The sequence below is a fragment of the Lysinibacillus fusiformis genome, assembly GCF_016925635.1.
In the GTDB taxonomy this organism is placed as follows: Bacteria; Bacillota; Bacilli; order Bacillales_A; family Planococcaceae; genus Lysinibacillus; species Lysinibacillus fusiformis_F.
In genome coordinates this window covers 1,635,258-1,648,188 of the sequence record NZ_CP070490.1, presented here as the reverse complement: position 1 = coordinate 1,648,188, position 12,931 = coordinate 1,635,258, and the positions used below count along the sequence as shown (strand labels likewise).

The 12,931-nt window shown below is 38.6% G+C and carries 17 protein-coding genes and 2 other annotated features; all 17 genes read left to right on the top strand.

Annotated elements, in window-relative coordinates:
* Window positions 1–11 precede the first annotated feature (11 nt).
* The 17 genes from ispD (at window position 12) to JTI58_RS08145 (ending at window position 12,906) form a co-directional block, all read left to right on the top strand.
* Entirely contained in the window at window positions 12–707 is a 696-nt protein-coding gene (gene ispD, locus JTI58_RS08225) for a 2-C-methyl-D-erythritol 4-phosphate cytidylyltransferase (protein WP_205446180.1), read from the top strand.
* 293 nt (window positions 708–1,000) lie between these two features.
* Window positions 1,001–1,942: a serine O-acetyltransferase EpsC gene (epsC, locus tag JTI58_RS08220; RefSeq protein WP_205446179.1), complete on the top strand. Its 942-nt coding sequence runs from the start codon at window positions 1,001–1,003 to the stop codon at window positions 1,940–1,942.
* 141 nt (window positions 1,943–2,083) lie between these two features.
* Complete coding sequence (gene ispF / locus JTI58_RS08215) at window positions 2,084–2,560, top strand: 2-C-methyl-D-erythritol 2,4-cyclodiphosphate synthase (protein WP_205446178.1); 477 nt, start codon at window positions 2,084–2,086, stop codon at window positions 2,558–2,560.
* Window positions 2,561–2,651: 91 nt separating this feature from the next.
* Complete coding sequence (gltX, locus tag JTI58_RS08210; protein WP_205446177.1) at window positions 2,652–4,112, top strand: glutamate--tRNA ligase; 1,461 nt, start codon at window positions 2,652–2,654, stop codon at window positions 4,110–4,112.
* 50 nt (window positions 4,113–4,162) lie between these two features.
* Window positions 4,163–4,380: a binding site (T-box leader), on the top strand.
* Window positions 4,381–4,440: 60 nt separating this feature from the next.
* Entirely contained in the window at window positions 4,441–5,841 is a 1,401-nt protein-coding gene (gene cysS / locus JTI58_RS08205) for a cysteine--tRNA ligase (RefSeq protein ID WP_205446176.1), read from the top strand.
* Complete coding sequence (locus JTI58_RS08200; RefSeq protein WP_205446175.1) at window positions 5,826–6,266, top strand: Mini-ribonuclease 3; 441 nt, start codon at window positions 5,826–5,828, stop codon at window positions 6,264–6,266. Before cysS ends, JTI58_RS08200 begins: the two co-directional genes overlap by 16 nt.
* The gene (gene rlmB / locus JTI58_RS08195; protein WP_205446174.1) at window positions 6,266–7,018 is read left to right on the top strand and encodes a 23S rRNA (guanosine(2251)-2'-O)-methyltransferase RlmB; all 753 of its coding nucleotides are present in this window, start codon (window positions 6,266–6,268) and stop codon (window positions 7,016–7,018) included. The genes JTI58_RS08200 and rlmB overlap by 1 nt, the downstream gene beginning before the upstream one ends.
* A gap of 2 nt (window positions 7,019–7,020) precedes the next feature.
* Window positions 7,021–7,533 carry an NYN domain-containing protein gene (locus JTI58_RS08190; protein ID WP_205446173.1) on the top strand — a complete coding sequence of 171 codons (513 nt, stop codon included), beginning with the start codon at window positions 7,021–7,023 and terminating at the stop codon, window positions 7,531–7,533.
* A gap of 68 nt (window positions 7,534–7,601) precedes the next feature.
* Entirely contained in the window at window positions 7,602–8,249 is a 648-nt protein-coding gene (gene sigH / locus JTI58_RS08185; RefSeq protein WP_004233587.1) for an RNA polymerase sporulation sigma factor SigH, read from the top strand.
* A 77-nt stretch (window positions 8,250–8,326) separates the two neighbouring features.
* The gene (gene rpmG / locus JTI58_RS08180; RefSeq protein WP_004233588.1) at window positions 8,327–8,473 is read left to right on the top strand and encodes a 50S ribosomal protein L33; all 147 of its coding nucleotides are present in this window, start codon (window positions 8,327–8,329) and stop codon (window positions 8,471–8,473) included.
* A 48-nt stretch (window positions 8,474–8,521) separates the two neighbouring features.
* Window positions 8,522–8,707 (top strand): preprotein translocase subunit SecE, encoded by a 186-nt coding sequence (secE, locus tag JTI58_RS08175; protein ID WP_205446172.1) that lies wholly within the window; start codon window positions 8,522–8,524, stop codon window positions 8,705–8,707.
* 352 nt (window positions 8,708–9,059) lie between these two features.
* On the top strand, window positions 9,060–9,593 hold the full coding sequence (gene nusG / locus JTI58_RS08170; RefSeq protein ID WP_004233590.1) for a transcription termination/antitermination protein NusG: 534 nt from the start codon (window positions 9,060–9,062) through the stop codon (window positions 9,591–9,593).
* Between the two features lie 229 nt (window positions 9,594–9,822).
* Window positions 9,823–10,248, top strand: a complete 426-nt coding sequence (gene rplK / locus JTI58_RS08165) for a 50S ribosomal protein L11 (RefSeq protein ID WP_004233593.1) — start codon at window positions 9,823–9,825, stop codon at window positions 10,246–10,248.
* A gap of 116 nt (window positions 10,249–10,364) precedes the next feature.
* Window positions 10,365–11,063: a 50S ribosomal protein L1 gene (gene rplA, locus JTI58_RS08160; protein ID WP_205446171.1), complete on the top strand. Its 699-nt coding sequence runs from the start codon at window positions 10,365–10,367 to the stop codon at window positions 11,061–11,063.
* A 53-nt stretch (window positions 11,064–11,116) separates the two neighbouring features.
* Window positions 11,117–11,262: a sequence feature (ribosomal protein L10 leader region), on the top strand.
* Between the two features lie 32 nt (window positions 11,263–11,294).
* Complete coding sequence (gene rplJ / locus JTI58_RS08155; protein WP_103119000.1) at window positions 11,295–11,795, top strand: 50S ribosomal protein L10; 501 nt, start codon at window positions 11,295–11,297, stop codon at window positions 11,793–11,795.
* Between the two features lie 72 nt (window positions 11,796–11,867).
* Window positions 11,868–12,227, top strand: a complete 360-nt coding sequence (gene rplL / locus JTI58_RS08150; RefSeq protein WP_205446170.1) for a 50S ribosomal protein L7/L12 — start codon at window positions 11,868–11,870, stop codon at window positions 12,225–12,227.
* Between the two features lie 76 nt (window positions 12,228–12,303).
* Window positions 12,304–12,906: a class I SAM-dependent methyltransferase gene (locus JTI58_RS08145; RefSeq protein WP_205446169.1), complete on the top strand. Its 603-nt coding sequence runs from the start codon at window positions 12,304–12,306 to the stop codon at window positions 12,904–12,906.
* Window positions 12,907–12,931 lie beyond the last annotated feature (25 nt).

The following is a 12,931-nucleotide window of genomic DNA, read 5'->3' as shown; positions in this document are numbered from 1 at the left end:
GATGTGGGAAAATGCAATATGAAGTAGTTCTACCTGCAGCAGGAAGTGGGAAGCGTATGGGTGCAGGGCAAAATAAATTATTTTTAAAACTTTTGGAGAAACCTATTCTGATACACACGCTAGAAGTGTTTCAACAAGATCCCTCCTGCACAGGTATTTGGCTTGCCGTTAAACCAGAAGAACGTGCATATATTCAAAAGCTGCTAGAGCAGTTTGAGATTACGAAAGTGAAGGGTTTACCTGATGGGGGGGCTGAGCGTCAGCATTCAGTTCATTCATGCATGAAAGAGATGCAACAGGTAGATATTGTGCTTGTCCATGATGCAGCACGTCCGTTTATTACGCATGATATCATTGCAAAGCTTGTACAGAACGCGCATGATCACGGTGCAGCCATTGCAGGGGTTCGTGCGAAAGACACGATGAAAAAAGTATCAACGAATGGCATTATTGAGGAAACGGTTGATCGCGAAAGCCTATGGATGGTGCAAACACCACAAGCATTCCGCTTTGAGTTAATTATGGAAGCGGAGGACGTAGCTGAAAAAGTAGGTTTTCTTGGGACAGATGAGGCGATGCTAATGGAGCGTCTTGGACACCAAGTACACATCGTAGAAAGTAGTTATGAAAATGTAAAAATGACGACACAAGAAGATCTAGTATTTGGTGAGGCAATCTTGCGTAAGCGTGAATCATTCAATCTTTAAGAAATTTTATTTATATAGGCTATTCATTCGAAAGTGTTAAGGATGAATAGTCTTTTTATATGTTGTGATTCGTAAAATTACCTCTTTGTTTCGAAATATGTCAATTCATATAAGTACGATAATGATATACGGATAGTCGAATGAGAAACGGAGGCGTGGGAAGTGGATAAAAGTTGGGAGTGGCTTAAATAAATTGGGTTTTATCCATGTGATCGTCTTACGTGTAATGAAATAGTGGATATATGTTTAATAAGGTAATAGAATAGATGAAAAAGATGTGAGGGGTGTTTATTGTGTCATTAAATGAATGGTTAAATCAAAAGGTTCCCGAAATTACAGGTTCATTAACAAGTATAAATAAACAGTACATCGACGTTGACAACTCAATAGGCTTTGATGGACGGGATCGGGTTATAAAAATAATAGATAATTTCCATGAGGTGCTGTTTCCTGGCATTTATACAAAAAGACCTATTGATGAAACAAGAGTGAACGTAGTTTGCAGTAATAAGCTGCGAGAAACAGCAATAGATTTACGGGATATTATCGAAAAAGTATTGTTTTATAATATGGAGGACAGTGATCCTGCCAATTGCGAGAAGTATTGCCGTGAACAAGCAGACAAAATTGTTATGAATTTGATTAATCGGTTTCCTGCCATTCGTCAAGTGTTACAAACAGATATTCAAGCGGCATATAATGGTGACCCAGCAGCTCTATCCACAGAGGAAATTTTGCTAAGCTATCCATCTATTGTGGCTGTTTATATTCACCGAATCGCACATGAGCTATATGAGATGGGCGTACAAATTGTACCTCGTATTATGTCAGAATACGCACATCGATTAACGGGTATCGATATTCATCCGGGGGCTACCATAGGAGAATCATTCTTTATTGACCACGGAACAGGGGTCGTCATCGGTGAAACTTGTACTATTGGAAAGAATGTGAAAATTTATCAAGGTGTAACATTAGGTGCACTAAGCTTCCCGTTAGATGAAAACGGTAATCCGATTAAGGGCATTAAGCGTCATCCGAATATTGCTGACAATGTTGTCATTTATGCTGGTGCTACGATTTTAGGGGGCGAGACGACGATTGGGCACGATTCCGTCTTAGGGAGTAATATTTGGCTAACACATTCTGTTCCCCCTTATTCACGTGTTTACAATTCACAGCCATCACCGAATATTAGCAACAGTCAAATGAAAAATATAGAGTATCATATTTAAAAAATGTTGGGCAGTCTAGGGAGTATAGCTTTCTAAACTGCCCATTACTGCTAGAGGAGGATAATTATTAAAGCGCTTTTCAAACACCCTTTGGTAAACTTTGATATGATAATGATAAATATTAATTAAAGGAAGATGAATATGTTTCGAATTGGACAAGGTTTTGACGTACATGCATTTGAAGAAGGGCGTCCATTAATTATTGGTGGCATTACAATTCCGCATGAAAAAGGACTAGTAGGACATTCTGATGCGGATGTTCTTTTACACACTGTCACAGATGCAGCTCTAGGAGCAATTGGAGAAGGGGATATTGGCCGTCATTTTCCAGATACAGACCCTGCATTTAAGGACGCAGATTCAGCAAAATTATTAGAGTACATTTGGAAAATTGTTGAGGATAAGGGTTATGCTCTAGGTAATGTGGATTGTACCATTATGGCGCAACGTCCTAAAATGGCACCCTATATTGGACAGATGCAACAGCGCATTGCTGAATTATTACACGCAGAGCCTTCACAAGTAAATGTTAAGGCAACAACAACCGAACGATTAGGCTTTACAGGTCGCGAGGAAGGTATAGCGGCAATGGCCACGATTCTTTTGATTAAGAAATAAATGTGGATGAACTCCGCTTTTATTTCCTGTAACAGAGTGGTAAAATGAACAAAGTCAATTTTTTGATCGAAAATTTAGGAGGCTTTTAATTATGACGAAAGAAGTTCGCGTTCGTTACGCGCCATCTCCAACAGGTTTTTTACATATCGGTGGAGCGCGTACAGCATTATTCAATTATTTATATGCAAAACATCATAACGGTAAATTCATTGTACGTATTGAAGATACGGATATTGAACGTAATGTAGAGGGCGGAGAAGCATCTCAGCTAGATAACCTAAAATGGTTAGGTATTGAATATGATGAGTCCATTGATATTGGTGGACCTTATGCGCCTTATCGTCAAATGGAACGTCTTGATATTTATAAAGAGCACGCTGAAAAACTATTAGAGCAAGGTGTAGCCTACAAGTGTTTCTGTTCCTCTGAAAAACTTGAAGCATCTCGTGAAGAACAAAAAGCAAGAGGTGTAGCAGCTCCAACTTATGATGGTACATGCCGCCACTTATCAGCAGATGAAGTCGCAGCGAAAGAAGCGGCGGGTGAGCCATATACAATCCGTATGCGCATTCCAGAAAATGTAACATATGAATTTGAGGACTTAGTTCGTGGACAAGTTACATTTGAGTCTAAAGATATTGGTGATTGGGTACTTGTAAAAGCAAATGGTATTCCAACATACAACTATGCAGTTGTTTTAGACGATCACTTTATGGAAATCTCTCACGTTTTCCGTGGTGAAGAGCATTTATCGAATACACCAAAGCAAATGATGATCTTTGATGCATTTGGTTGGGAATATCCACGCTTTGGTCATATGACATTAATTATTAACGAAAACCGTAAAAAGCTATCTAAGCGTGATGAATCGATTATTCAATTTGTTACGCAATATAAGGATTTAGGCTATCTTCCTGAAGCAATGTTCAACTTCTTTGCATTACTTGGTTGGTCTCCAGAAGGGGAAGAGGAGATTTTCTCAAAAGAAGAATTTATTAAAATCTTTGATGAAAAACGTCTTTCTAAATCACCGTCTATGTTCGATAAGCAAAAACTAACATGGATGAATAATCAATATATTAAAAAACTATCTTTAGAAGAAGTGGTCGCATTATCTTTACCTCACTTACAAAAAGCAGGCTTATTACCTGAAGAACTTACTGCAGAGCAACATGCATGGGCGACGGATTTAATTGCACTTTATCATGACCAAATGAGCTTTGGTGCAGAAATTGTCGAATTATCTAGCCTATTCTTTAACGAGCATATTGAATATGATGAAGAAGCGAAAGAGGTTTTAGCAGGAGAGCAAGTACCAGAAGTAATGGCAGCGTTTAAAGCGCAATTGGAGGAACTAGAAGAGTTTACACCGGATGCGGTAAAAGCTGCGATTAAAGCTGTACAAAAGACAACTGGCCATAAAGGTAAAAATCTGTTTATGCCAATCCGTGTTGTGACAACAGGTGAAACACATGGACCAGAGCTGCCAAACGCCATTTGTTTAATTGGTAAAGAGAAAGCAATTGACCGTGTAGAAAAATTTGCGCAATAAAGAGAAATTTATTGACAATTCATTCTTTCGTTGTAAAATGTATTTACATTGAAAAAGCGTTGATAAGGAGAAGTAAGTAGCGCATGCTCTTAAGAGAGGACCATCATCGGCTGAAAGTGGTCTGAGCCTAGGCAAAACTGAAATGCACCTTTGAGCATAAGGCTGAACGATAGTAGGCTTTATCGAGTCGTCCCCGTTAAAGGATGTCCAAAGTGGAAGGATTTTTCCTTCAATCAGAGTGGAACCACGCAAATCGAGCGTCTCTGTCATTCCTTTTAGGAGTGATAGGGGCGCTTTTTTATTCATCAGAAAAGGAGAGTGAAATACAATGGGTATTCAAATTTTTAACTCATTAACAAGACAAAAAGAAACCTTCGTCCCGCTAGAAGAAGGTAAGGTGAAAATGTATGTCTGCGGTCCAACTGTTTATAACTATATCCATATTGGGAACTCACGTCCTGTAATTGTTTATGATACAGTACGTCGTTATTTTCAATATAAAGGCTATGATGTAAAGTTTGTGTCCAATTTTACGGATGTAGACGATAAAATTATTAAAGCAGCAAATGAGCTAGGTGAAGAAGTGCATGAATTAACAGAGCGCTTTATTGCAGCCTATTTTGAGGATGTTACGGCACTAGGATGCAAAAAAGCAGATGTTCATCCACGTGTGACAGAGCATATGGACGATATCATTCAATTTATTCAAGTGTTAATTGATAAGGGCTATGCTTATGAGTCTGCTGGAGATGTGTATTATCGTACTCGTAAATTTGATGGCTACGGTAAATTATCACACCAATCAGTTGACGATTTAAAAATCGGTGCTCGTATTGAAGCAGGCGAGAAAAAAGATGATGCATTAGATTTTGCTTTATGGAAAGCGGCTAAGCCAGGTGAGATTTTCTGGGAAAGCCCATGGGGAGATGGCCGTCCAGGTTGGCACATTGAGTGTTCTGTAATGGCTCGTGAACATTTAGGAGATACTATTGATATTCATGCTGGTGGGCAAGATTTAACTTTCCCACATCACGAAAATGAAATTGCCCAATCAGAAGCACACAATAATAAGACATTTGCTCGTTATTGGATGCATAACGGGTATATTAATATAGATAATGAAAAGATGTCCAAATCTCTTGGGAATTTCATTCTTGTGAATGATATTCGTAAACAAATTGACCCGCAGATACTACGTTTCTTTATGTTATCTGTCCATTATCGCCATCCAATTAACTTTGCGAAGGATTTAGTAGAAGCTGCTGCTGCAGGTTTAGAGCGCATTCGTACAGCTTACAACAACGTGAAACATCGCCTTACGACTACAGTAAGCTTAGGTGACCATTCAGAAGAATGGCTTAGCAAAATTGCGGAACAAAAAGCACAGTTTGAAGAGGCAATGGATGATGACTTTAATACAGCCAATGCGATTTCTGTATTATTTGAAATAGCTCGTATTGCTAATATTTACTTAAATGAAGCCAATACTTGCAAGAAGGTATTAGAAACCTTTATTGAAACTTTTGAAGTACTAGGTGACGTCCTAGGTATTGAATTCGCAAAAGAAGAAGAACTATTAGACGAAGAAATTGAAGCATTGCTACAAGAGCGCGTGGAGGCACGTAAAAATCGTGATTTTGCTCGTTCTGATGAGATCCGTGACCATTTGCAAGCCCAAGGTATCATTTTAGAAGATACACGACAAGGAACTAGATGGAAACGAGGGTAATTAAGTTGGATAAACTTCGCAATGAAGATGTTAAACAATTAAATGCGCTGGCGTTAGCCTATATGGGTGATGCTGTATTGGAACAAAAAATTCGAGAATATTTGTTACGCTCTGGTCGTGTTAAACCTAATACACTTCATCGAGAGGCAACTCGCTACGTATCAGCAAAAGCGCAATCTATGATCGTTCATCGCATGATGGATGAAAATTATTTAACAGAGGAGGAATTGGCTGTGTTCCGCCGTGGACGCAATGCCAAATCCGGCTCTGTACCAAAAAATACTGATGTCCAAACCTATCGTAATAGCTCAGGTTTTGAGGCGGTGCTTGGTAGTTTATATTTATTAAATGAACTAGAACGCGTCTACGAAATCATTGCATATGCTATTCAAATAATCGAGGAATCAAAAGGAGTGTCTAAATAATGGCAGAACAAAATGGTGAAATTATTGCCGGTAAAAACCCAGTGTTAGAAGCACTTCGTTCAGGCCGCGATATGAATAAAGTATGGATTGCAGAAGGAGTAAAAAAATCGGGTGTCAATGAACTGCTAGATTTAGCCCGTGAACGTGGTGTTATAGTTCAATTTGTCCCAAAAAAGAAAGTTGATCAATTATCAAGTGCCAATCACCAAGGAATCGTTGCTTCTGTTGCCGCATATGAGTATGCTGAACTTGAGGACTTATTTGCAGCAGCAGCTAATAAACAGGAAGATCCCTTTTTCTTAGTCCTAGATGAGTTAGAGGACCCTCATAATCTAGGGTCTATTATGAGAACGGCTGATGCTATAGGAGCACATGGTATAATTATTCCTAAGCGTCGATCAGTGAGTTTAACAGCAGTAGTGGCAAAGGCATCTACAGGTGCGATTGAACATGTTCCCGTTGTACGTGTAAACAATCTTGCTCAAACAATCGATGAATTAAAAGAACGCGGTGTATGGATTGCGGGTACAGATGCGAAGGGATCTGCAGATTATCGAAAGATGGATGCAACATTACCATTAGCCATCATTATTGGTAGCGAGGGCAAGGGAATGGGTCGTTTATTAAAAGAAAAATGCGATTTTTTATATCACCTACCAATGGTTGGGCATGTCACATCACTGAACGCATCAGTAGCAGCGGCTCTTTTAATGTACGAAGTGTATCGTAAACGTCAAGAAGCGATTGAATAACAATGAAAAACATTTTGCTTGTTGATGGCTATAATATGATTGGATCTTGGAAAGAGCTGCGGCCATTGCGTGATACGAATTTTGAAGATGCGCGAAGAAGGTTGATAGAACTCATGGCTGAATATAAAGCGGCAATGGGTTGGCGCGTAATTATTGTTTTTGACGCACACCTTGTACCAGGAGTAGAGCAATCTTATATAGAAAATGATGTAGAAGTCATTTATACACGAAAAAATGAAACAGCAGATGAACGTATTGAAAAAATGACGCATGAATTAAAGGCTAGAAATGTACAAATTCATGTAGCAACCTCTGATATGGCAGAGCAAAGTGTTATATTTGGGAATGGTGCTCTAAGGAAATCGGCTAGAGAGCTAGAAATTGATACAAGTATTATCCAACATAAAATTACGCATGATGTGAAGCGAAAACAAGAAAGTAAGCCACCTTCTCGTATAGAATTAAAGCCAGATGTTGCGCTCGCCTTTGAAAAATGGCGACGAGGGATGAAATGATTGATTGACGCATATTTTCCAATTCCGTTATACTGATTCTAATTATCTGTTGTGGCTGAGGTGATACCATGTTTAAAAATAGCATTGTACAAGTGACACAAGATTTTGAACGATTCAATGATGAAGAGCTTATTGAAATGGTGCATCAAGGTAATACAGATGCGTTGGATTATTTAATTACGAAATACCGTTTGTTAGTAAGAGCGAAGGCGAGATCCTATTTCTTAATTGGAGCAGATAAGGAAGACATTGTGCAGGAAGGCATGATAGGCTTATATAAAGCGATTCGTGATTTTAAAGGAGATAAGCTTGCATCTTTCAGGGCTTTTGCAGAGCTATGTATTACAAGGCAGATTATCACGGCTATTAAAACAGCAACTAGGCAAAAGCATATACCTCTAAATTCCTATATCTCTTTGGACAAGCCTATATTCGACGAAGAGTCAGATCGAACGCTTATGGATGTGCTAACAGGTGCTATTATGGATGATCCAGAAGAATTGATGATTCATAGAGAAGAGTTTGGATATTTAGAAGAAAAGATGAGTGAGATTTTAAGTGAATTAGAGCTACAAGTTTTAGCCTTATATCTAGACGGTCAGTCTTATCATGAAATTTCCGCTAAATTAAATCGTCATGTGAAATCTATTGATAATGCATTGCAGCGGGTAAAGCGCAAATTAGAACGTCATTTAGTGCTTGAGGAAATGTCTTAGTCCATATAGGCCTTTATTGACATTGACAAATATAGGTGTTAGTCTTAAAAAGACAAAGTGCCGAAAAAGGTGATTATATGGCAAAAAAAGTCGTGCTAAATTGCGAGAAATGTGGTTCGAGAAATTACACGTTCCCAGCTAAAGAAGGCTCAACTGTACGTCTCGAATTAAAGAAATTTTGCTCGCATTGCAATGAACATACAATGCATAAACAAACGCTATAAAATGATATGTAAATAGACAGATTTGATTGATTCGGAGGTTAAGCTAGAATGGGCAAGATCAAAGGCTTTTTCAGCGATGTAATGTCGGAAATGCGCAAAACAAGCTGGCCGAAAAGTAAAGAACTGACGAAATATACAGTCGTTGTAATTTCAACTGTTGTCATTATGGCTTTATTTTTTGTGTTAGTTGACTTAGGTATTTCATCATTATTCCGCTGGTACTTAGATTTATAATTTAGTAAATAGCATATTTTTGAAATAGCCCGTCCATTGCAATAACGGGTTTTTTCGTTTGTTTTATCTTCATTCAGCAGAAAACGCCATCTAATGGATCGATGAAGTGGGTGGAGTGAAGAGCAGAGCAGTAAATCTCCTCATTATGATAAATACTACTAGGAGAGTATGATAGTAGCGATAGATGACTATGCTAGTTTCGGTATATATCATCGAGCTTTCGCAAGCAATTAGCGAAAGCTATATTTTTCTAATGAGATGTTTGTGAAAAGAGTAAAAATGCATTGAGCGTATCGCGATTCATTTTCACTTTTATTTGTAAGGGAGGGACGGACGAGAAGTCCTAGTAGTTATGGAGAAAAATTGGTATGTTGTTCATACGTATTCAGGGTATGAAAACCGTGTAAAAGCAAACCTAGAGAAACGTGTAGAAACAATGGGAATGCAAGATAAAATCTTCCGTGTGATTGTTCCTGAGCATGAAGAAACAGAAATGAAAGATGGGAAAAAACGTACAATGATGCGTAAAGTTTTCCCTGGTTATGTGTTAGTAGAGTTAATCATGACAGATGACTCTTGGTATGTAGTTCGAAATACGCCTGGTGTTACGGGCTTTATCGGTTCGTCTGGTGGAGGAGCAAAACCAACACCTTTATTACCAGAAGAAGCGGATCGTCTACTGCAACAAATGGGTATGACTGATAAAGTTGTAGAAGTGGATATTACTGTTGGTGAAGCAGTGGAAGTATTAGAAGGGCCGTTTGCTCATTTCCAAGGGCGTGTTGAAGAAATTGACACAGAAAAAGGCAAAATAAAAGTGACGGTTGATATGTTTGGACGCGAAACAATTATGGAACTAGATTTCGAACAAGTTCAAAAGTTATAGTTCTAACAATAGAATGTTACATGCTAATTGGTAGATGTTTCGCAGATTTTGTTAATTACTACTTGCTTAAAAAAATTAAAAGTGGTATCATTTCATAGGTCAGACTGTCATACTTTTGTTTGACGTCTGTAATGATAATTTTAATGTTATCGGCAATTAGCTGACAGACAGATATTGAGTGGGAGGGGCAACCCAATTACCACATCACGGACTTAAGGAGGTGTGTCTCGTGGCTAAAAAAGTTATTAAAGTTGTAAAACTTCAAATCCCTGCTGGTAAAGCTAACCCAGCTCCACCGGTTGGTCCTGCATTAGGTCAAGCGGGTGTGAACATCATGGGATTCTGTAAGGAATTCAATGCGCGTACTGCTGATCAAGCTGGTCTTATTATTCCAGTTGAAATTTCAGTATTCGAAGATCGTTCTTTCACTTTCATTACAAAAACTCCACCTGCAGCAGTTCTACTTAAAGTAGCAGCTGGTATCCAATCTGGATCTGGTGAACCAAACCGTAAAAAAGTGGCAACGGTTAAACGTGATAAAGTTCGCGAAATCGCTGAAACTAAAATGCCAGACCTTAACGCTGCTTCAGTGGAAGCTGCTATGTTAATGGTTGAAGGTACTGCACGAAGCATGGGTATTGTTATCGAAGACTAATCCCATTTACTTGATGTTTTGTTTTTTGGAAGGTTGCGAAGTTTCTTTGTGAACACGCAACCTTTATTCGTGGGAGGTAAAATCCGCTATAACCACAATCAAGGAGGAAATATATAATGGCTAAAAAAGGTAAAAAACTGCAAGATGCAGTAAAGTTAATTGATCGTAACTCACTATACAATGCACAAGAAGCAATCGAACTTGCTCAAAAAACTAGCACAGTAAACTTCGACGCTACTGTAGAAGTTGCTTTCCGTTTAGGTATTGATACTCGTAAAAACGACCAACAAATCCGTGGTGCAGTAGTGCTACCAAACGGTACTGGTAAAACTCAACGCGTATTAGTATTCGCAAAAGGTGAAAAACTTAAAGAAGCTGAAGCAGCTGGTGCTGACTATGTAGGCGATGCAGAATACATCCAAAAAATCCAACAAGGTTGGTTTGACTTTGATGTAATCGTAGCAACTCCTGACATGATGGGCGAAGTTGGTAAACTTGGTCGTGTATTAGGACCTAAAGGTTTAATGCCAAACCCTAAAACTGGTACAGTTACTTTTGATGTAACAAAAGCTATCGAAGAAATCAAAGCTGGTAAAGTAGAATACCGTGCTGATAAAGCTGGTATTATCCACGCTCCTATCGGTAAAGTTTCTTTCTCAGCAGAAAAATTAGTAGAAAACTTCTTAGCTGTTTTTGACGTAGTGCAAAAAGCAAAACCTGCTGCAGCTAAAGGTACTTACATGAAATCTGTAAATATTACAACTACAATGGGTCCAGCTATTAAAGTTGACGCTTCTAACGTAGTAGTAAAATAATTTATATATATGTATTGACGATAGTGGCTATACGTGATACTATAGTTGCTGTTGTGAATTATCCATTTGTACCGTAGACAGTAGGAGTGACTTGTCACTTAATGTTCCTACCGAGGACATCGGAATTCAGATTCTTATTTAAAGATGATGACTTTCAGCCTCTGTGTCTATTTGACTCGGAGGCTTTTCTTTTGTCGGTATAAATGACCCATTCTAATAGGAGGTGTCATCATGAGCAAAGCAATCGAAAACAAACAAGTACAAGTTCAAGAGATTACTGAAAAATTCCAAGGCGCTGCTTCTGTAGTAGTTGTGGATTACCGTGGTCTTAATGTTGCACAAGTAACTGAGCTTCGTAAACAACTTCGTGAAGCTGGCGTTGAGTTCAAAGTTTACAAAAACACTTTAACTCGTCGTGCTGCTGAAGCTGCTGGCCTTGAAGGAATCAACGAAGTATTAGTTGGTCCTAACGCAATTGCGTTCTCAAATGAAGATGTTGTAGCTCCTGCTAAAATCATCAATGAGTTCGCTAAGAAAAACGAAGCTTTAGAAATTAAAGCGGGTATTATTGAAGGTACTATCTCTTCTGTTGAAGATGTTAAAGCACTTGCAGAACTTCCATCACGCGAAGGTCTACTTTCTATGCTTTTATCTGTACTTCAAGCTCCAGTGCGTAACTTCGCGCTTGCAACAAAAGCTGTTGCAGAACAAAAAGAAGAACAAGGCGCGTAATTTAATACGCACTAAAACTTCTGCGGCATGACCGCAAAAAATAAAACATTATCCAATTAGGAGGAAATTATAATGAATAAAGAGCAAATCTTAGAAGCTATCAAAGCTATGACAGTTCTTGAATTAAACGATTTAGTAAAAGCTATCGAAGAAGAATTCGGTGTAACAGCTGCTGCTCCAGTAGCAGTAGTTGCTGGCGGTGCTGCTGCAGCTGAAGAAAAAACAGAATTTGACGTAGTATTAGCATCTGCTGGTGCAGAAAAAATCAAAGTAATCAAAGTGGTTCGTGAAATCACTGGTTTAGGTCTTAAAGAAGCTAAAGAAGTAGTAGATAACGCTCCTAAAGCTCTTAAAGAAGGCGTTTCTAAAGATGAAGCTGAAGCAATCAAAGTTAAACTTGAAGAAGTTGGCGCATCTGTAGAAGTTAAGTAATCTCGCGTTACTTTTTAACAAAAGGAAAGCTCGTCATTTTGGCGAGCTTTTTTCTTCATTCTGAGGAGGCGTGAAAATGTCAGATCACTATTATACAAGTAAGCCTCAAACTGAAAGTAAACCACGTCACTGGACATTCAAGTTACTAGGGCATACGTTTTCATTTGAAACGGATGCAGGTGTATTTAGTAAAAGTGAAGTAGATTTTGGATCCCGTGTTTTAATAGACGCTTTTCAAATGCCTGATATTGATGGTGCGATTTTTGATGTAGGTTGTGGATATGGGCCGATAGGGTTATCGATTGCCAAAACTAATCCAGATCGTACCGTTTTTATGATGGATATAAATGAACGTGCAGTTGCGCTTTCGCAAAAAAATGCGCAAGTGAACGGTGTTCAAAATGTGCGAATATTTGTGAGTGACGGCCTATCGATGGTTGATAAAGATGTAGAAGCAGCAGCTATCTTAACGAATCCACCAATTCGTGCGGGGAAGGAAACGATTTTCCGCTTTTACGATGGAGCTTACGATCGACTAGTGTCTTCGGGTGAGCTTTGGATAGTCATTCAGAAGAAACAAGGAGCGCCATCGACAGTAAGTTACTTGGAAGAAAAGTTTTCAGAAGTCGATATTGTAGAAAAGAAAAAAGGGTACTGGATAGTACGCGCAAAAAAATAAATGAAATATGTATAATTTATTGACT